Below are 20089 nucleotides of genomic sequence, written 5' to 3' on the forward strand. Positions count from 1 at the left end.
ATCAGGTCCGTTTCCAGTCGTAGAGGGTGTCCCAGTAGATGTTGGTGAATGACTCGAGCAGCGCCTCGAAGCGGGCGCCCTCGGCGTCACCTATGAGTTGATAGAGCCCACGTTCGGTCATCCACAGCAGCCACGAGGCCATCGTGTCGGGGTCCCGGTCGGGCCGAGCGAACGCTTTGGACTGCGCCTGCCGGATGTGATGCGTCAGTGCGGCGACAGCGCCTGCCATTAGTTCCTGGAACCGCTCATGCATCCCGTCGTCGTACGATGCCGCTTCCACCGCGGCGCCCCACACGTGACGGTGCGGCCGAAACACCGTGAAAATTGCCCGGAAAGCCTCTCGCAGTTCGTCTTTCGATGCGGAAGCGGTCAACTCCCACCAGGGTCTTGCATGCGTGGTCAGGTCGACGACCATGTCCTCGAAGAACTCCTGCAGCAACGCGCTCTTATCGCCGAAATACACGTAGAAGTTGGACCGTCCCACGCCCCCTGCGGCAACGATGCGATCGATCGACAGGTCGGTGTACCGATCACCCTCGGCCAGCAGCCCTTCCACACCCCGGAGCAATTGCTCCCGCATCTGCCGACGCCGATCCTCCTTCGTGCGGCGCTGGGTTCTCTTGGTGACAGACGGCAAGGCGCTACACCTCCGTGCGGTTCGATATCGGCACCACCTGGTCGGTGGCGAACTGCGATTCTGCCAGTTCCCGGCGCGCAGCCTTGCCGGTGAGCACGATCATCACGACGGCCCAGCCGAAGAAGTCGACGGCAGGCACCCACCACGAGATGAGCCCGTCCCAGGCGAACGGCCCGGTCTTGAAGAACACCAGCATCACCGGCGGCATCTGCGCCAACCCCACGAATATGCTGAGGTACCCGGACCACCGCGGATAGATGGGTTCGGGTGCCACATCGGAAAGGATGGCGATCCCGACGGCGAACGCCCACGCCACGTAGGGGACGAATCCCACGATGAAGATCATCCATGCGATGTCGTTGAGCATTTGGATGGATTCCGCAGACCGTTCGGGTCTGAATGCCGCGACCCACCACAGCATCACGGGTATGTCGATGATCAGCGCCGCCGCGGAAACGGTGGCGATCTGGACGTAGGACAGGGCGCGCGACGCGGCGGTGATGCGCCGGGTCTGGTGAGCGATCTCGGCGCCGTAGAAGAAGAACACGACGGTCGCCACGAAGACCAGTATCAGTCCGAAGCGAATCCCGTTGGTGTTGTCGCGGAATATCGCGGCGATCTCCTCAGCGGAAGCCGTCGGGCTGGGTGGCGGGACGAAGCCGGCGAAACCCACCATGCCCACCACGAACAGCCCGACGAACGCAATACCGCTCCACGCGAACCAGGCGTCGGCTTTTCGGTTCATGATCACACCTTCCTCAGATGGGGTTGACTGACGGTTGTACTCGCTCAAGGATCTCGATCCGCCCGGTCGAGCCGTCGACACGGCACCGGTCGCCGGTCACCAGGACGCGTGTCCCGATGCCGGTGTTCGCAACGCAGGGAATGCCCAGCTCCCGAGCCACCACCGCGGCGTGACTCAGAGCCCCGCCGATGTCCATGACCAGGCCTGCGGACAGGAACATGATCGCCGCCCAGCTGGGATCCGTGGTGCGGGCCACCAGGATCTCGCCTTCCTCGATGTCGATGTCGTCGGGTTCGGTCACGACTCGGACCGGGCCCTCCACCACACCGGGGCTGGCCCCGATGCCCTCGATGAACTCGACCGAATCGTTCGGGGTGTCGATCAGCCGCGGCTGCGGTGCGCCGTTCCACTTCACCGGGAGTTCGTATCGCTGATACTCCTGGTGGCATCGCCGCCGGAACTCGACGGTGGACCGCGCCGTCGTCCACCGACCGTCCCGAATCTCGTCTCGGGTGAGGAAGAAGATGTCTTCGGGATCATCGATGAATCCCTGCTCGGCCACGAGGAAACCGATCCGCCGGGCCGCTGCGCGCGCGACGTCGAGGCTCTGGAGGAAGCAGACCTTCCCGACACCGCGGAGCGGGATGGCCCGCCCGGCGAGCGCCAGAACCGCCCGCGCCTTGAGCCGCTTCACGCCACTCAGCGATGCCAGGAGTTGCCGCTTCTCGCCTTCTCGTTGGATGCGGAACGCCTCTTCCCGCACCCGAGGGTCGGCGTCATCGCCGCGGGCGGCGTACGACGCGAGCATGCGCTCCAGCGGGGCGTGGTCCTCGCGCCAGACCCGCCCGGAGATCTCGCCTTCGTTGGGTCCGTGATAGCCGTGCCGGTCGAGGAACGTCGTCAGGTCGAGGGCGTTCCTGGAACACGCCCAGAGATCGTGGACGAAACGCGTTTCCTCGTGGTCGCCGTCACCCGACAGCAGTCCCCCGCCGACACCGGCGGCCTCGATCAATGCACTCAGCTGGTCGTAGGCCAACTGAACGACCGCGAACGTCGTCACCATGTGCAGATAGGCGTTGTGATGAAAGCGGACCGCAGCGGCTTCCAACATATGCTGCGCCTCAACGATATCGGCGTGTCCGACCCGGTGGACCTCCGTACGCCACCACTGATCGGTCTCCGCACGGGCCTTCTTGATCAGCCCCGGAGCTCGGGCTGTGATGACCGGTACACGGAGCGCCGCACGCAGGTAATAGCGCCGTTCAGGACGGCTCACGTAGTCCTCGGGCGTCGCGGCGAAGAGAGATTCGGCGACGTCGGCGCCGCTGGTGCCGGGCAACCGCTCCCCCATCGCGAGGAAGAAGTCGGCGCGTAGCACGGGCCGCCCGTAGAACACGCTCATCACCCGGTCGTGTTCACCGGCCGGCCCCTGTGCCTCGGCTCCGGTGAGGACGCCGAACGCGGCGAAGGTCTTTCGCATCCCCATGTCACTCGCGGGACCCCAGATGCTCCATCCGAGTGGAGTGATGACACCCGGAATCGCCTCCGCGACATTGACCGTCGTCCACAGGGTGTCGGGTGCCGACGAGCTGTGCCGCGGATCGCGTCCCAGGTCAAGTGCGTCGTCCGGCGCGCTTGTGCCGTGAGGCGTTGTGCCGTTGGGGGAGGCGGTCATATGATGCGCCGAACCCAGTGGCCGACAATTCCCTCACCCGGCGAGCCCCACGCGTCGAAGTTGTCGTATTCACTCCACGTCGTCATTGCGGGAGCCGTTCTGGACGGACCCTGCGGAAACCAGATCGGGCAGTACTGGCGGCTCACCTGTGTGATGGTCCGCTCGCTCCCGTCCTCGAACTTCAGGTCGGCCTTGAGCAGCATGATCGGGTCGAAGGTGAACGTCAGATCAGTCAGCCGCAACGCGCCGTCGTCGGTGAGGATGAAGCCGTCGGTGACCGCATTGCCATCATCGGTGACGTTGCGGATGGCGGTGAAGTAGAAGTCATCGGTGGTGACGCAGAAGCCCACACCCTCGATCCACTGTTTGGGTTCGTCGCGATAGCCGAAGGTACGGTCCCGCATGCCGCGACAGGCGGTCTCGGTCGTCGTACCGTTCATCGTGATCGTGGCCGAGACGTCCACACCCTGCTGATAGTGCTGCAGCGTGGAGTCCTTCACGGTGCCGAGGACGGCGTTGGTGGTGTAGTCGCCCACGCAGTGACGCAGGGTGTAGTCGATCGTCGCCGAGATGCCGGGACCGTCGACGGTGACCTTTCCGCGCGGATCGAAGTCGATCGAGTCGCTGGTGAAACTTCCAGGTTCGAGTGATTCCTGGATCTCGACGACGTGGCCGTCACGCCACACGGTGAATCGCGCGCGCCTGCCGTCGCTGTTCGGCGAGGTCGAGACGTGCGCCTCACCGTAGATCGGTGCCGGGCCGCTCAGCGACCAGAACGACAGGTACGCGTTGTCGCGGTACACCGGGTCGTCCGGTCCGGCGGCACCGGGGTGCACGAGTTCGCCGATCGGTCCCCACTCGGTCTGTGTAGTTGCCACGGAACACCTTTCATCCTGCGCTGGACGGGTCGTCTTGGCCCATTCCGCACCCTACACAAAATCTGGACTCAAAATCCGGATATTGCGTCCAGAAGACTGCTAGCGTGATCCACGAACCCGACGGGTCTACGGATCCTTTCGACGAGGAGAGTTCCATGACAACTGCCACACGATCAGTCCCCGTAATCGACTTCGACCACCACTCAGCAGAATTCGCGCGCGATCTGGAAGGCCGGGCCCGCAATCTGCTCGCGCATCCGATCGCCTACACCAAGAGCAACGGCGGCCACTACGTGGTGTCCTCACACGAGCTGGTCCGCGAGGTGCTGCTCGACACCGACACCTATTCCTCCGGCCGGACCACCGACGGCGCAGGCGGCCTCTTCATCCCGTCGTTCCCCATTCCCCTACCCGGAGGAGCTTTGCTGCCCGCCGAGTCGGATCCTCCTCAGCACACCGATCTGCGCAAGGTGCTGAACCCGTTCTTCACCCGGTCGGCCTCGGAGGCGCTGCGGGCCAACATCGAAGCCATCGTGGCGACCGCCATCGACGACATCGTGACCAAGGGCGATTTCGACGTCGTCTACGACCTCGGGCACGTCGTCGGACCGACGACCATGATGAGTTACCTCGGCTTTCCGTTGGAGCTGCGGGACCGCTTCATCGATGCCATCAGGACCGGATACATGCGCAAACCCGGTGATGACGACGTGAGCGACCTTCTGGAGCTGGCGGGCATGGTCTATGGGGTCATCAACGACAAGCGCGAGAACCCGACGGATGACGTCGCCAGCAGCCTGATTCACCACCCCGACGCCGGATTCTCCGACGTCGAACTCGTCTCGCTGCTGGTCACGCTGTTGTTCGGCGGGTTCGAGACCACCGAGTCACTCATCGCGAACACCCTGATCCACCTGGATACCGACCGGGCCCTACGCCAACGACTGATCGACGACCCATCGCTGATCCCGGGGGCGGTGGACGAATTCCTGCGCGTCATCACTCCCGAAACCACCACCGCCCGGCGGGTGACCCGCGATGTCGAGCTGGGTGGCGTGGCAATCAAGGAGGGCGAGTTCATCTTGTTGGTGCTCACCGCGGCCAACCACGACGAAACCGTCTTCGACGATCCGGTGAAGATCGACCCGACCCGAAAGCTCAGCCAGAGCCTGGCGTTCGGATTCGGCGTACACCGGTGCATCGGGGCGATCATCACCAGGATGGAAGCCATCGCCATCCTCGAGCAGCTCCTTGCGCGCATCCCCGACTACTCCCTGCACATGGACCAGGCCAAGCGCTTCCCCGACTTGTCGGCGGCGAACGGCTGGCTCAACATTCCCGCGTCGACGAACCTCCGCTAGGGCACCGGAGCATGCATAGTTCGTCGGCTCCGAACACCCTGTGGACAACCGTGAACGTGTCCGAGGCGGTGCCGGGGGTCGCGACACCTTTGGGATGGAGCGTGTGGGGACCGGCACTGGATGGGGGGGTCAGGGGGACGTTCGCCGCGTTCGGTGTCCTGACTTCCCACGAAGCCGCAGGCCCTCACGGTGAGCACGATCGCCTCATCAGCATCTTCTACGGTCGCGCCGCGCTGCGTGCCGACTTCATGCTCGAGATGGGTGAGCGCCTCCCGGGGACGAGCGGTGCCGATGTGGCGACGTCATTGTTCGACGCCGTTCCGCCGGGCTACGTTGCTCGCCCGGCCCGTCGCTACTACCCCAGAGCGGCCGTCAGGATTCCGTGGAACATGCTTCGATCGCCTCGGATGATCCGCGCCATCCGGGCGGACACCGAACCGTGGTGGCGCAGCCAGACGGCGGCCATTCCGACAGCGAGCGGCGAAACGGCCCGTGTCACGTTCTGCGCGGCCGTAGACAGGTTCGTCCACATCATGTACCTGCATTCGCTGGTGACCTTCGCGATCGTGCAACCGTCCCACGACCAGCTGGCCGCGCTGATCGACGCCGCAGGAAGCGGCACCGGGCTGCTCTCCGGGGGCGCCGACCACGAGGAGACCAGCCTCGTACAAGATCTGTGGGCGTGTTCGCGTGGTCAGCTCGAACTGTCTGAATTCGTTGCGCGCCACGGCTTTCACGGACCCAACGAGGGTGATATCACCGGTCGGGTCTGGCGCGAGGACTCCGCCCCGCTGGTTCGGATGCTGCAGAGCTATTCCGCTCTCGAGGCCGACGACAGTCCATCGGTCCGGGAGGCGCGCTTCGAGGCCGAGCGGCAACGCGAGGAGACCGCACTCCTGAACTCGTTGTCGGGTCTACGAAAGGTCAAGGCACGCGCCCTGCTTCGCTATGCCCGACGCGGCGTGGCGTTGCGCGGGGTCGGCAAAGTCGCTTTTCTGCAGAGCCTGGACGTCGCGCGCGCGTCGGCTCGGCGATTGGGCGCCACGCTGCACGCCGAGGGTGTCTTCGCCGACCCCGACGACGTCTTCTTCCACACCGTCGAAGAGATCCGGGCCGGCCGCTGGCAGGACCAGGAGACCGTCACCGACCGCCGCCGAGAACGTGAGCGCTACCTCCAACTTGCCGAACTCCCGGTGCACTGGACCGGGATGCCCGACGAGGTGGCGGCTGCGGGACCGTCGGAGCTGGTGGAGACACTTGACGGCGTCGGCGCCAGTGCGGGCGTGGTGGAGGGCAGGGTGCGGGTCGTCTCCGATCCGGGTGACATTGCTCTTGAGCCCGGTGAGATCCTCGTCGCTCGCACCACGGATCCCAGTTGGGCCGCAATCATGTACCTCTCCGAGGGTCTCGTCATGGACGTCGGCGGCATGCTCAGTCACGCGGCGATCGTGGCCCGCGAATTGGGTGTGCCCTGTGTGGCGAACACGAAGGTCGGGACCCAGGTCCTGCGCACGGGCGACCTCATCCGAGTCGACGGCGGCGCGGGGCGGGTCGAAGTTCTGGAACGCGTCGGCGAACACATCACCGTGGCCGACTGAGAAAGGATTCATATCTGATGGCTTGGAAGGACGACGTTTCGGTCGCGGACGAGGGTCTGCACCCTCGGACCAACGACGGTTGGTGGAACGAGAGCACCTACTTCGGTTTCGTGTCGAAGGAACACAACATCGGCGGCATGATCTATTACTACTTGCGGCCCAACCAACGCCAGATCATGGGCGGACCGATGATCTGGGACCCCAGCGGGGACGAGATCGGCACTTGTCGGCACTGGGGCTGGAACTGGCACGTTCCGCTCGGCGAAGATGACGATGTCTTCGACTTCTCTCTGGAGACAGGCTTTTCCGTCCGAACCATCGAGCCTCAGGTGTCCTACCACGTGCAGTACGACGCCGGCGGCTGCCAAATGGACCTCGTCTACACCGCCGCCCGCGAGCCCTACTACATGAAGATGGACACCCCGGAAGTCAATGCGGGCATGATCGATCTCGTGCAGGCCGTGGAAGGAGACATCACCACCGGTCACTACGAGCAGTACGGTTATATGAGCGGCACCATCACGCTCGACGGCGAAGTCATGCGGCTGACGGACGTGGCCACGCTGCGCGACCGCACCTGGGGACCCCGCGCGGTCACCGTGCCGATGGTCAAGGCGCGTACCGGGTATCAGTTCGGAATCGGCTCGCCCGACAACGCCTTTCACGTCTTCTCCGTCGCTGACCGGCCCTGGGAGCAGGACCCTGTCATCGGAATGGTCGACAATGTGACCTCCGGGTTCTATGTCCGCGACGGCGTCGTGGGACAGCTGGTCTCCGGCACCCGACGGTGTGTCGAGCGGGGTAGCGACGGACGTCCGATCCTTGAATTGGTCGAGGCGACAGATCATCTCGGACGCACGCTCTACGCCGAGGGCCGCAACCAGGACTGCCTGAAATGGCCGGGAGTCTACGGCGACTTCATGATCTTCAACCACAATCAGCGCTGGGATTTCGACGGTTTCACCGATGCACCGGGCCAGCTCAACGACTACATGATGTGCCGGCAGTACCGTCGATTCATGTTGTCGCAGGCCGGGACGCCGATGGTGGGGAGCGCGGGCTAGGCAGGTCGTCCGGCGGCGGTGACAGCTGACCCGCCGCCGGACCTTCGGCGCGCCGGTTCAGTCGCGGCCCAGGACCTCGACGGTCCCGGCGCGGCCGTCCACCCGGCAGCGGTCACCCGTCCGCAGCTGGGCCGTGCCGGAGCCCGTCCCCATGACGCAGGGGACCCCGAGTTCGCGGGCGATGATCGCCGCATGGCTCAACAGCCCGCCGATGTCGACGACGAGCCCTGCCGAGACGAACATCGGTGCCGCCCAACTAGGGTCGGTCGTGCGAGTGACCAGAATCTCCCCCTGTTCCAGCTCCCCGGCGTCATCGATGTCCAGCACCACCCGCGCCAGGGCCTCGACGACCCCAGCGCTCGCACCGACGCCCCGCAGGAGCACGGGGCCGCCGCGATCGTCCTCCTCGTCGCCGCGGCCGGCCTGGACCACGACCGGGACGGGCTGGCCGCGGAACGTACCCGGCAGGTCGAGCTTCAGATGCTCCTGGTATCGAGCCCGCCGCTCCGCGATCCGTCCGCGCACGTCGGGTCCGACCGGCACGGCGATCTCGTCCGCGGTCAGGAACCGGACGTCGTCGGCCTGCTCTAGAAGGCCGTCCTCGGCGAGCGTCTCTCCTATGCGGCGCGCCGCGGCGCGCACGACGTCGATCGCCTGCGTCCGGGCCGCTTTCCCGCGCAGCGGAAGGTAGACGTGGGCGAGACGGAGCACGAGCTTCGCGACGCGACGACGAGCCGGACCGAGGCCGGCAAGCAGCTCGCGCTCGGCGCGCCGGCGCTCCTCGCGTCCGCGCTCCTCGGCCGCCCGCGGGTCGGCGTCGTCGGACAACGAGGCGAACGAGGCGACGAGCGCGCGGAGCGGTTCTGGATCCTCGCGCCAGGGACGGCCCGAGGGTACGCCCTCGTGCGGCCCGTGGAACCCGTGCCGCTCGAGCAGGATGCGGAACGGCAGACGTTCGCGGGAGCATTCCCACACGTCGGCCACCACCTGCGTCTCCTCGTGTGAACCCGCCCCCCGCATGAGCGCTGACGGATCGATCCCGGCGATCGATGCGAGCCGCGTGAGCTGGTCGTAGATCGGCTGGGCCCCCGCGAGCAAGAGCGTCCCGTCGATCATGAGGTTCTCGGTCATGCGGGCGACCCCCGCGAGGAAGGCGGCGCGGGCCTCGTCGAGCGTGCGGCCGGGCATGCATTCGATCTCGGATTCCCACCACGCGCGGGTCGCAGCACGCATTGTGCGCGTGCGGCCCGGGGCGCGCGCGAACGTCAGGGGGAAGCGGGCCGCGACGACCGGGTACCGCCGAACAGAGGGCCGGCTCGACAGCCCTTCGGGCACCGATCCGAAGATCTGGGTGACGACGGCGTCCGGGCTCGTACCGGGCATCACCGCCCCGACGTGGTGGAACCAGTCGATCCGGCTCGCGATGCGGCCATGGAAGACCGCGTACGTCCGCTCGGCCGGGTTGGCCGGGACGTCGGCATCACCGGGCGACAACGCGCCGATGGAGACGAGCGCGCCCCGGGTGGCGCGTTCGACGGCCGGGCCGATGACCGTCCAGTCCAGCGGAGTCAGAACTCCCGGGAAGGCCTCAGAAAGATTCGTGGTGCTCCACCACGAATCGCCGGCCGCCGGCGTGTGCAGCGGGTCGACCGCCGGGGACGCAGTGCTCATCGCAGACATCATGGTCGCTACGGACGGCCGGCGGCCGAGTTCTGCCTTCCCCGTCGACCGCGACACATCGACGGCGTCCGTCACGCCTGCACGCTCTGGGTGGACGACTCATTGGTCGCCTCGACCGGGTCCCGGAGCAGCGCGTGGTCGACCTTCGGGGCCTCTCCACGCGAGAACAGCAGATCACCGAGGCGGACGGGCAGGGTGCGCACGAAGACCGCCGGGGTGAAGGTGCCCGGCATGGTGACCAGGCCCTGCCGGTCCTTCTCGAGCGACTTCACCATCTTTCGGGCGATCTTGTCCGTGGTCAGACCGGTGAACTTCTCGAGCTGCCGTGCGAGTTCCTGCGTCGTCTCGTTCTTGATGCCCTCGTTGTAGATGTTGGTGTCGGGCACGGACCCGAGGATGAAAACCGAGACGTCGACACCCGTGTCGCGAACGTCGCGTTGTAGGTCCATGGAGAACATCGTCAGCGCGGCCTTCGACGATCCGTACGTGGCGAGGTGCGGGACCGCGAACTCGCCTGCAATCGAGGAGACGTTGAGAATCGCCCCGCGCCCGCGGGGGACCATGACGCGCACCGCCTGCCTGCACAGCTCCAATGGCGCAAGGAGATTCGTGGTGAGGGTCTTGCGAACGTCCGCCGAGGAGAGCGTGCCGAAGTGCTGTGTCGCCCCTAGGAGACTGCTGAATTAAGGGTGTTTTGGGGCAGGGTGCCTCAGAGCGCTTTGTGGCGCGTGGTTTGAAGTCAGACCCGAAGGGCGACAGATTCGAGGGTCACCCCGCCGTAGTTGAGCCTGGCACGCGGTCCTCGGTGAGGCAAGGCCCTGAAATCCCGGGTCAGGCGATGGCCCAGGTCGTTCCGTCGTGGGTCAGGCACAGCGTAATCAGGCGGCGCAGGTTCAGTGCGGCAGCGCGATTGTGCAGCCAGTGGTTGTTCTTGGTGACGCCGCGGTAGCGGACTTTGCGGTTGCCACGGGTCAGCCAGGCGATCGAGCGTTCCACCATCGGGCGATGCTGTCGGTACTCGTTGATCCACTTCGCTTTTCGGGACTGCGTGCGTGCGGTGTGTTGCAGTTGGTAGTGCGGTGAGATCCTCGCGGTCTTGCCTTTCACGGCGGTCGTGCACTGAGCCCGTAGTGCACAGTCGCGGCACGCGACACCGAACACGGCGTTGCCGGCCGCGGTGATCGTGCGAGTCAGCCCGGCCGGGCAGATCACGGTGCGTTCAGTGAGGTTGACGGTGAAGTCCTCGATGGTGAACCCACCCGGTACAGCCGGACGCAGCGGGATCGGTTTGATCACCGCGACATGCTTGAGATCGGCCAGCCCCGCGCGCATCTCGTTGGTGCCGTACGCCGAATCACCGAGCACCCGCACCCTGCGGGTCTCCCCGGCCAACAACCCCAACCCGATGACACCCTCATGATTGTCTGAACCGCTGGCTTTGGTCAGAGCGCAGTCGGTGATGATCCCGGTATCGGGTTCAACCGCGATATGGGCCTTGAACCCATCCTGGCGCCGATGCACTGTCTTGTGGGCATGGCGGGCCTCAGGGTCGACAGTGGAAATCACCCGATCACCGGCCACCTGCTGGGCGATCTGCCAGTGCCCGTCGGTGCCATCAGAGCCCTCCACGGGTTCGACGTCCTGGCCGGCAATCAACGCCAACAACGCGACCGCCTCAGCGGCACGCGGACCCAGATCTTGGTCGGGCAGATACCCCAGTAGCCGGTGGGCATCACCGACCAGGGCGTCGATGAGCTGGTCGCGGGCAGTCTTGTCGTTCCACGCGATGACCGGTTTGCCTGGGTCTGTGTAGTCATGGGCGCCGCACCGGGCGGCGATCACCTCACCGGCGCCGGGCACCTCGCGGCCCACACGGCGGATCGCGGCGATCAGCTGGGTCACGGTGTCCTGGGTGGCCACCGCATCATCGAGCACGGTGGAATCCAACGCCCGCCGTGTTTTCTTGGCCAGCACCCCGGTCTGCGCGACGACGGCTTTGACCGCCTCAAAGATGCGATCGGGTCGGTCCGAGCCGGCCAGTCGGCGCCGCCAATAGGTCAACGTGGTGGAGTGAAACGCCGTCGCGGTCACCGGCAGCCCGCACGCGGCTTTCCAGCGCAGATCGAAGGTGACCGCGTCCACGGTCTCGTTGTCAGACAGGCCGTGCAGGGCCTGCAGGGTGATCACCGAGGCCATCACCTCAGCCGGCACGCTCGGACGACCCCGACCTGAGGGAAACAGATCGGCGAACATCGCTTCGGGGAACAGCTCGTCACGGTGGGCGGCCAGGAAGGCAAACATGCTGTCGGACTTCAGAAGATGCCCGGCCACCGACTCGGCATCCAACAACTCCCGCTGATCATCAGAGCGTCCCTGCATGCCTCAATCATCTCGAGAGCACAGCCACAAGCCCCGCCGCCACGCCCGATTAATTCAGCACTCTCCTAGCGCCGCGTTGTTGATCAGAACGTCGAGCGGCCCCTGCTCGGCCTCCGCGCGGGCGAGAGCCCTTCGTACTGCTCGTGGTCCGACAGGTCGACGGCCATCGCGACGCCGCCGAGGGACGCCGCCGTCTGCCGCAACTCGTCGCTCTCGCGCGCCACGAGGGTCAGACGCGCCCCCTTCGCATGGAGGTGTCGGGCGAGTTCGGCACCGATTCCCTTGGAGCCTCCGGTGATCAGGATGTGGGCGCCACGTAGCTGCATCTCAAGCCTCTCGTTGAGTCGCTGAAAGCTTTCCGGACTTCGTCACCCCGACGAGCAGGTCGTAGGTGTCGTTCTGCTGGCGGGGACGCATCACGGTCCGCTCCGTCAGTCCGTAGCCGACGACGCCGTCCCACTCGTAGCGCGTCTGGCAGTCCAGCAACAGGTGCGACGCGGCGGTGCCCGTGTGGTTACCGTAGGCGATCTCGTTGGGGCCGACGAGCGAATGCGGCATGACGCTCAGGACCTCGGCCGTGATGGTGTGCTCCACGCCGTCCTCGGTCCGCAACACCATTTCGTAGGGGTCCCAGATCTCGGACTCGGCATGGATCAGCGGCTCGTTGACGACCGTTGCCATCTGGACGCCGTCCGGGGTCGTGACGACGCCGACGGAATGGCTCTTGTCCGCCTCGCGCCAGCCTACGATGCTGAAATTGAAGCCGCGGCCGTCGGGAAAGTTGCCGCTGTGCCAGTTGTGCGCCGACATCTTCGACAGATCCCGACCCCCGAGCGAATGGTCACGCAGCCCCGTGCCGTTGAAGGCGATGACCTCGTTGCCGAACGCGATCGTGCCCGTGGCCTCGAAGTGCTGCTCGTAGTGCATCTTCGCGCCCCACTCCTGCCCGGAGACGTCGCCCATGTCGAAGACGTGGGACGTCGAGCGGACGTCGAGCTCCATCGAGGCGCCGATGTGGATCCCGTCCCGTAGCGGACCGTCCATGAGCTCGTCGTAGGTCGTGTCCTGCACCCCGCCCTCGAAGCGCTTGATCCAGTGCACGTACGGGTCGACGCACGTCCAGTTCAGGCACGCACCGCCGGCGCCGTCCTTCGACACGTTCGGCCCGTAGCCGCGGTACACCAGCAGCCGCCGGCCAGGCAGGTAGACGGTGAAGTTCTCCAGCCAGACGTTCGGGTTGAACGGCGTGCGGCTCAGGTGCATGTAGACCCCGACATCGGTGTCCGGGTCGTAGGCCTGCGTGAGGTAGTTCTCCGACCAGAGCGGCTGGTCGTAGATCGGGTGCGGCAGCTCGTCGGCGTCGGTGAGGTAGTCGAGGACCTGAACCTCGAACTCCCGCTGGCCGTCTGAGCGCACACGTGTCGGGGCGTTCATCGAGTCACCGCCCCCGCGGTCGCGGACCGGTCGGCGAAGACGGGCCTCAGCGCTTCGGCCAAAGCAGCAGGCGCTGCTCCGCCGAACCACGTGATGCGGCGGGCGACGAAGTGCCAGCGGTCGCCGTCGTGCCGGAGTTCGTCGAGGTACCGGCCGAGCGCGGCGGTCGCGAAGCCGTCCGGGACGGGGACCACGACGGCGAAGTCGCTGGTGACCGTTGCGCGGTCACCGTCGAGGTCGATGGCGGAGTTCACCGTGCGGTGGTTGATGCCCGCGATGCCGTGCTCGCGCAAGGAAGTCAGCGCGCCGTCGACGAAGACCGAGATGTTCTCGGGGCGCACAAGCTCGCCGAGGTCGTCGATGGTGAACCGGGCGTCGTCGTCGAACAATGCGGTCCACCGCTCCGTCTCTCCCGAGTCGATCGCGTGGCAATACTCCGCCACGAGATAGCGGACGCCCTCGGCGCCCCGGTCGTGCTTCATCGGTTCCTCACAGGTCGTCGGTTGGGCGCGGACGCACCCACCCGTGTACTCCACACCTCGCCGCTAAGGAAGTCAAGACTCTTTCACGTGGCGAGTGCCGTTTGGTGATACGGGCGCCTGATTCCGGTCACGATCGCTGACCACACGGGCCAATTCACCAACGATCCGGTCGCGATTGACGCCGCTGGCCCCACAGAGGAACCAGTCGTCGAGCGACGACGCCGCGATCGCCAGCGCGACCGCGGCGCGCAGCCGCAGGTCGTCCTGCCGTTCACGCTCCGGGCGCGCGGCCCATCCCCGGGCCTGCACGAAGATTCCGGCCAGTCGCATCGCGACCAGCTTGCCGATGTCACGATGCGCCGGGTCCGTCGCGACGCTCATGAGCGTCCGCACGAGGGGGCGGTGGCTGCGGAGCGTGTCGTACAGACGCGCCACCAGACGGAGACGTTCGCCGGCCGGGGGGCCAGGACCGCCGGACGCCCACCAGTCGGGCAGCTCTGAGAGCGCGGCCGCGATGGGCTCGAGGACCGCCTCGGCGAGGAGGTTCTGTTTCGAGCCGAAATGGCGGTGCAGGGCGGATTCCGACGTACGGGCGCCGCGCGCGATGTCCGCGTAGGTCGTCGCCGCGAACCCACGGGTGACGAACGACGCCTCGGCGGAACGCAGGAGCTCGCGCCGGACCTCGACCGTCGGCCGTCGGCGGCGACCGGCGGGCAGCGGGGCCGGCTCGCTGCGCGCTGCGGACGGGGACGGTCCACCCGCGGGGGCGGGTACCGCGAGTGCTGCGTCGCCGTCCCGGTCCGGGTACCGCGAAGCGAGTTGACCGATCATGCCGATGAGCGCGGTGCCCGTCGTGTCCGTGTCGGGCGTGAACCATTCGTCGAGGACAACGACCGTCGCGACCGCACCGATGACGAGGCGCAGCCGGAGGTCCATCGCGTCGGCATCGCCGCCGGCGGCCCCACGCGGTGACGTTCGCACGCGGTCGAACATGGGCGCCAACAGTCCGCCGACCTCGGCCATCACCCCGTCACCGTCGGGAGACTGCAGGGCCGAGAGCAGCGCGCGGAGGCTGCCACGCCGCGGCTCCAGGTGCGCCCGCAGCTCCGCGACGAACTGCGGGGCCTGGCGACCGTCTGCAACGGACTCCAGCAGCGGCAGCACGTCGTCGACGAACAAGGCGAAGGGTTCGACGACGACAGCCCGCAGGAGAGCCGGTTTCGACGCAAAGTGCCGGAAAAGCACCGAGTTCGACACCCTGGCCGCCCGTGCGACCTCGCGCAGGGTCGTGCCTTCGTACCCCCGCTCGGCGAACAGCCCATCCGCGGCCGGCACGATGGCGCGCCGGACCTCGTCGGGCGAGCGCCTGGACCCGGTCGGCGAGTTGCTCGACGACTGCGCCACGATCGGCGCGTTCCCTGTCACGGAGCTACCCGGCCCGGAAACTGGGCGGCGCGGCGCCCCCTGCGCGAGGGCAATGCTCGGACCCTGCCCGCAGCCGCAGGGCGGATCCCCTGCGCTTGCTCATCGCCGAGGACCAAGTGTCCCCTGCGATCCGAGGTCGCGGCGGCCGGAGAACGCTGTGCCCACCACGGGGGCCGCCGGCACGGCGGTCGCCGCGAAGGTCAGCCGTCTGTTGCCACATGATCTGAGGAATCGTAGACCCTGTTTGAGACGCCGGACCGCTGAGTTTGGCCACCACGAGACGCCGGCCGTTACGAGCGGTTCGGCGCCGGAAGGAGTGTCGGCGACGCAGGACGCGGCGGATCCCGTGTTCCTGCTTGAGAATGGTGCGCGCGGTCAGCCGTCCCGGCCAGCCGTTCGTGCCCGACATCGGGTGGGTGCCGTGACCGGAACGCCAGAGTCCGTCGATCTCCGGTGTGGTGTATCCGGAGAATGACGGACTTGGCCGCCACGGCCCGATCTGACTCGGAATCAGGTCGACGGCCCGCGACGATCCCTTGTGTGCCCACTCGGAATTGAAGTCGTCCGGGCCGTTGATCCTCGCACCGATGATTGAGCTGCGGAATCCCGGGGAGTGCTCCTCCAGCATGTCCACGATGTGGTCGAAGACGCCCTGCTTGGCCTGTGCCCAGTCTTGGCCGTCGGCGAGCTCGAGCGGGACCGCACCAACCCAGAGCCAGATGCTTTCGCCGTCGCTGCCGGGCGGGACGAGCGACCGGTCGAGGATCGACGGGATCGCGATGTAGAACGGCAACTCCTGACCGATTTCGCCGCGCTTGAGCGAGTCCATCATCCGGTTCACGTAGTCCACGCTCGGCGCGAAGCTGAGACCGGCGAGCGCGTCGTCCCCAAAGCTGTGATTCGGGAATGTCGGGCGACGACTGACTGCGATGTTGCCATTGAGATGGCTGACGCCACTGGAGAGCACGAGCATCCGATCGACCTCTGCCCGCAGCGGGCTGGAGAGTGCGGACGGCTCGATCAACTTGGTGAACAACGACGTTGGGTCGATGGCGGCGACGACTTGGGCGGCACGGATTTCCTCACCGCTGGCCAACACGACACCCGTTGTCCGCCCGCCGGAAACGATGATCTGCGCGACGGGCGCCGATGTCCGGACCTCTCCACCGTAGGACTCGACGCAGTCGACGAGCGCCTGGGTGAACGCGCCGGCGCCCCCGACGGGTCGTCGGATCGGATACTTGTGGTTGTAGGCGAAATACACGAGGATCGACGTGTTTGCGATCTCGTCGAGCGGCCGGAAGCTGCCGGTCGCGACGTTCATCGCCAGCCAGGCCCGGACCTCCTCGCTCTCGAACTCGTCGATGATCTCCATCGGGGTCTGTAGCAGGATGCGTGCGGCAGGCAGCAGGTGCTTGCGTTGTTTGGCGGCGTGCCGCGCAATCTCGGCCAATGTTGCGGGGCTCGGCCGTGTCGGGTGATCCGACAGGTAGGGCAGTCCCACGTCGAGCAGACACGACAGCGATGTCATCAGTCGCCGATATGCGGCGGCGTCCTTCTTCGACAGCCGGGCGATCGAGTCGCATGTCCTGTCGAGGGAGTGATAGTTGGAAAAGTGCGTGCCCTCCGGGCCGACATAGGTGTTGTTCGGATCGGGGGCGGTGAACCGCAACCCGAACCGCGCGAGCCCGAGCTCCTCGACCACCGATGGCTTGCGGTCGACGAACGGAAACTCGATCGCGTAGGTGTTCCCCCGAAAGCCCGGGGCGCCAGGGATATCCTGTGTCACCACGAAGCCACCCACGTGCGGGTTGGCCTCCAGCACCACTACGCGCTTGCCTTCCCGGGCCAGATACGCGGCGCAGGTCAGGCCGTTATGTCCTCCACCGATGATCACGACGTCATGCATGGCCCGAACCTAACGCCACACACTGGCGCCAGTCAAGGGAGTGCCAACTCTCTACGTTTCCGGGATAAGGTGCACCCATGAAGCGCCGATCCTCCACTGAGGTGCGTCAACTCCTTCTTGATGCCGGCGCCCGAGTCTTCCGCGAGCAAGGCTTTCAACGTGCGACCACCGACCAGATCGCCGAAGTCGCCGGCGTCTCCATGTCAGTCCTGTTTCGCCACTTCCCGACCAAGGGTGATCTCTTCCGGGAAGCCATCATTGCGCCCTTCATCGACTCGCTCTCCGCCTTCGCCACGACATGGCGAGAGAGTTTTGCCGACCCGGTCGACGAGGCACAGATCATGCGCCACATCGTCGCCGAGTTGTACGACAGCTTGCGGGGTCACGAGGATGCCGTCGCCGCCCTCAGTCGCGCCGACGGCAGTCTCGACGAGGACACCGCCGACGAGATCGCCGGACTCTTCGACCAGTGCTTCGCGCAGATGCGCGACATGGGACGGGCGGAAGCCGCCCGTCGCACGTGGTTCTCCGGTGAGGAGATGGAGTTGACCTCCCGCCTGCTCGTCGCGCTCGTCACGGCGTGCGTCAGTCACCGCCGCTGGTTCCTTCCGACCGGTCGCCGGCGCCTGTCCCGCGAGCACATCGTCGACCACATCACGAACCTGATGCTCTACGGACTCCGACTCGGTCCCGGTGAGCCGAATCGCTTGAGCGGCAACTGATCAACGCGGCATCATCATGCCACCGTCCACGCCGATGAGTTGGCCGTGAATGAAACTGGACATATCGCTGGCCAGAAACACATTCAGATTGGCCGAGTCCTCGGCCTTGCCGGGCTTGCCGCCCAACGGAATCGATGCAGCGAAGTAGGCCTCCATCTGGGCCCGCCTTTCCGGTGGCATCAGGCTGAAACCCTTTTCGTACAGTTCGGTCATGACCACGGGACACACCACATTCACCCGGATTCCGTAACGGCCCCACTCCATCGCAATGCTCCGGGAGTACGCACTGACCGCGCCCTTTGCCGCGGCGTATGCCGCGACACCCGGCAGTCCAACGACGCCGACGTAGGACCCGTAATTGATGATTGAGCCGCCCCTGTCCTTCATATGGCGAAACGCCGCAGCATCCGTGAACGCCGTCCCCAGCACGTTCACGTCGAACATCTCCTGCAGCTGCGCGGAGGTCATTTCGTCTGCCGGCGACTCCATCTCGTCGCCCGCGCAGTTCACCATGGCATCGACACCGCCCATCCAGGCGGCTGCTTCATCGAAGGCGCGGTCTACGTCATCTTGGAGGCTGACATCCGCCGCCATGTGCGAAACTGCCCCGTTCCCAGCTGCTTCGACCTGTTCGAGCATCTCGACCGCCGATGGGTGGGTCGGCGCCTTGCGCGACATGGATACCACGGTTGCGCCATGCTCGGCACAGGCCAGCACCGTGGCCTTCCCGATTCCCGTGAGCCCTCCCGTAACGATGATGCGCTTATTCTCCAAGAGCATTTCGACCACTTCCCTTCTTCACGACCAGACGGCGTTGTCAGACAGGCCGTCCGGCTCGATGGTTATGCACTATCAGCAGACATTCAAGAGACCGGCAGTGGTTACAGGAGCGCTGTAGTCACGGCGAAAGCGGCATGTCGATCTCGGGCTTCGCGGCCGCGGCGGCCTTGAGGATGCGACACAGATCGATACTGCGCTCGAGGGCCGATGGCGCATCCTCTGGCCGACCGATCAGCGCCATCAGGTCGAACGGCGCCACCCAACTGACTCCGGCGTCCACGTAAGGCTGCACCATAGCTGCGATTTCGGACGCTGACCCGTGGAAGAACGCCTTCTCCGCGTGCGCGCGCGTGGTCCTCTGCAATGTCTCGTCGATGAACGCCGTCGGCGTGCTGCGGGGCGTGAGATTCATGAAGTAGGTCCAGGCCTCCGGCACGGGGGACGGCAGTCCTGAGGCCGTCCAGTCGGCGGGATTGAGCCGACCGAACACCGCCGCCATCCAGCGCACGAGGGGGTTGTCGAGAGCTTCGTCGATGGCTGCCGGGTCGTCATGGATGAGCGTGACGACATACGTGCGGAACTCGAACCCCGCGGGGTCGCGGCCTTTGCGCTCCAGGTCCTGACGCAGCACCGTGATTCGTTCCGCACACTGCTCCGGTGTCGCCCACACGACGGGCGCGCCGCTGCAGAGACCGTCTGCGTAGGTGGTCGTCATGTCGAGCAGTTTGGGGCCGTTGCCCATCGTGATGAGCTTCGGACGATGCTGTTTGGCGTTGCCGAGAAAGCCCCGCTTGAACGTCCAGAATTCGCCCTCGAAGTCGATCGGTTCATCGGTGGCGAAGATCTTGGAGTAGATCTGCAGCAGGTCGCTCAGTCGGCGGAATCCCTGAGTGCGCTTCCAGCCGAAGGGAGTCACCTGCTGGGCCTCCCCCGCGCCGACATGCAGGGACATGTCGCCGCCGGCGATGTTGGCCAGGCTCAGCGCCGCACGGATGAGTTGTGAGGGGCCGTGCCGAATCGCATCCGTCGTGATCGACAGGCCAAGCTCCGGGGCGGCAGCCAGCGCATAGGCCGACATGACGAACGGGTCATCGAGCGATTCGACATCTGGAAGTGCCGCCGCGAGTGGCGAGAACTCAGGCCTCCACAGCGACGGAGGGATGAACTGCCCCATGTGGTCGCTCATGGCGAAGTGATCCACGACGCCGCTCGCCGAAAGGGCACGCGCCTGGTCCTGCAGAAGGGCCGGCGGCGCATAGCGATTGCCCCAGCTGAGGATCGCTGTTTTCAATGGTCGAGCTGTCATGGCACCTCGCCGGG

General features: G+C 66.1%; 17 protein-coding genes and 1 pseudogene. 4 read left to right on the forward strand and 14 right to left on the reverse strand.

The genetic code is table 11. The annotated features are described in order from the left end of the window. Position 1 precedes the first annotated feature (1 nt). The 4 genes from KXD97_RS26520 to KXD97_RS26535 form a co-directional block, all read right to left on the reverse strand. Positions 2-580: a TetR/AcrR family transcriptional regulator gene (locus tag KXD97_RS26520; RefSeq protein WP_260753737.1), complete on the reverse strand. Its 579-nt coding sequence runs from the start codon at positions 578-580 to the stop codon at positions 2-4. Positions 581-641: 61 nt separating this feature from the next. Then, a complete protein-coding gene (locus tag KXD97_RS26525) occupies positions 642-1382 on the reverse strand; it encodes a hypothetical protein (protein WP_260753739.1) in 741 nt (246 codons plus the stop codon). Positions 1383-1395: 13 nt separating this feature from the next. Next, positions 1396-3057, reverse strand: a complete 1662-nt coding sequence (locus tag KXD97_RS26530) for a PEP-utilizing enzyme (protein ID WP_260753740.1) — start codon at positions 3055-3057, stop codon at positions 1396-1398. Continuing rightward, positions 3054-3935 (reverse strand): hypothetical protein, encoded by an 882-nt coding sequence (locus tag KXD97_RS26535; protein WP_260753741.1) that lies wholly within the window; start codon positions 3933-3935, stop codon positions 3054-3056. Before KXD97_RS26535 ends, KXD97_RS26530 begins: the two co-directional genes overlap by 4 nt. A gap of 155 nt (positions 3936-4090) precedes the next feature. Between KXD97_RS26535 and KXD97_RS26540 the strand changes: the two genes are divergently transcribed. From KXD97_RS26540 to KXD97_RS26550, 3 genes are read left to right on the forward strand one after another with little or no spacing between them, the layout of a single operon-like run. Further along, positions 4091-5296 (forward strand): cytochrome P450, encoded by a 1206-nt coding sequence (locus tag KXD97_RS26540; RefSeq protein WP_260753747.1) that lies wholly within the window; start codon positions 4091-4093, stop codon positions 5294-5296. Positions 5297-5346: 50 nt separating this feature from the next. Continuing rightward, a complete protein-coding gene (locus KXD97_RS26545; protein ID WP_260753748.1) occupies positions 5347-6894 on the forward strand; it encodes a PEP-utilizing enzyme in 1548 nt (515 codons plus the stop codon). A 17-nt stretch (positions 6895-6911) separates the two neighbouring features. Further along, positions 6912-7958, forward strand: a complete 1047-nt coding sequence (locus KXD97_RS26550) for a hypothetical protein (RefSeq protein ID WP_260753749.1) — start codon at positions 6912-6914, stop codon at positions 7956-7958. 57 nt (positions 7959-8015) lie between these two features. On the opposite strand, the gene KXD97_RS26555 is transcribed toward KXD97_RS26550, so the two are convergent. The 8 genes and pseudogenes from KXD97_RS26555 to KXD97_RS26590 all read right to left on the reverse strand — a co-directional run bounded on the left by KXD97_RS26555 (position 8016) and on the right by KXD97_RS26590 (position 17267). Then, positions 8016-9629, reverse strand: a complete 1614-nt coding sequence (locus KXD97_RS26555; RefSeq protein ID WP_260753751.1) for a PEP-utilizing enzyme — start codon at positions 9627-9629, stop codon at positions 8016-8018. Between the two features lie 80 nt (positions 9630-9709). Further along, positions 9710-10288 (reverse strand): annotated as a pseudogene (locus tag KXD97_RS26560) (SDR family NAD(P)-dependent oxidoreductase); the annotation flags it as partial. A 181-nt stretch (positions 10289-10469) separates the two neighbouring features. After that, positions 10470-12017, reverse strand: coding sequence for an IS1182 family transposase (locus tag KXD97_RS26565; protein ID WP_260753752.1), 1548 nt, complete (start codon positions 12015-12017; stop codon positions 10470-10472). Between the two features lie 83 nt (positions 12018-12100). Next, positions 12101-12343: an SDR family NAD(P)-dependent oxidoreductase gene (locus KXD97_RS26570; RefSeq protein ID WP_260753754.1), complete on the reverse strand. Its 243-nt coding sequence runs from the start codon at positions 12341-12343 to the stop codon at positions 12101-12103. A gap of 1 nt (position 12344) precedes the next feature. Further along, entirely contained in the window at positions 12345-13451 is a 1107-nt protein-coding gene (locus KXD97_RS26575) for a hypothetical protein (RefSeq protein ID WP_260753755.1), read from the reverse strand. After that, positions 13448-13933 (reverse strand): nuclear transport factor 2 family protein, encoded by a 486-nt coding sequence (locus KXD97_RS26580; RefSeq protein ID WP_260753762.1) that lies wholly within the window; start codon positions 13931-13933, stop codon positions 13448-13450. The genes KXD97_RS26575 and KXD97_RS26580 overlap by 4 nt, the downstream gene beginning before the upstream one ends. A 72-nt stretch (positions 13934-14005) precedes the next feature. Then, a complete protein-coding gene (locus tag KXD97_RS26585; RefSeq protein ID WP_260753764.1) occupies positions 14006-15337 on the reverse strand; it encodes a TetR/AcrR family transcriptional regulator in 1332 nt (443 codons plus the stop codon). A gap of 25 nt (positions 15338-15362) precedes the next feature. Then, positions 15363-17267, reverse strand: coding sequence for an NAD(P)/FAD-dependent oxidoreductase (locus tag KXD97_RS26590; RefSeq protein WP_260753765.1), 1905 nt, complete (start codon positions 17265-17267; stop codon positions 15363-15365). Between the two features lie 77 nt (positions 17268-17344). Between KXD97_RS26590 and KXD97_RS26595 the strand changes: the two genes are divergently transcribed. Next, positions 17345-17989: a TetR/AcrR family transcriptional regulator gene (locus tag KXD97_RS26595; RefSeq protein ID WP_260753766.1), complete on the forward strand. Its 645-nt coding sequence runs from the start codon at positions 17345-17347 to the stop codon at positions 17987-17989. Here the strand turns inward: KXD97_RS26595 and KXD97_RS26600 are convergent, their stop codons facing one another. After that, positions 17990-18769, reverse strand: a complete 780-nt coding sequence (locus tag KXD97_RS26600; protein ID WP_260758161.1) for an SDR family NAD(P)-dependent oxidoreductase — start codon at positions 18767-18769, stop codon at positions 17990-17992. Between the two features lie 118 nt (positions 18770-18887). After that, complete coding sequence (locus KXD97_RS26605; RefSeq protein ID WP_260753768.1) at positions 18888-20075, reverse strand: LLM class flavin-dependent oxidoreductase; 1188 nt, start codon at positions 20073-20075, stop codon at positions 18888-18890. Between the last annotated feature and the right edge of the window lie 14 nt (positions 20076-20089).

Origin of the sequence: Mycobacterium sp. SMC-8 (assembly GCF_025263565.1) — a bacterium.
Lineage (GTDB): Bacteria > Actinomycetota > Actinomycetes > Mycobacteriales > Mycobacteriaceae > Mycobacterium.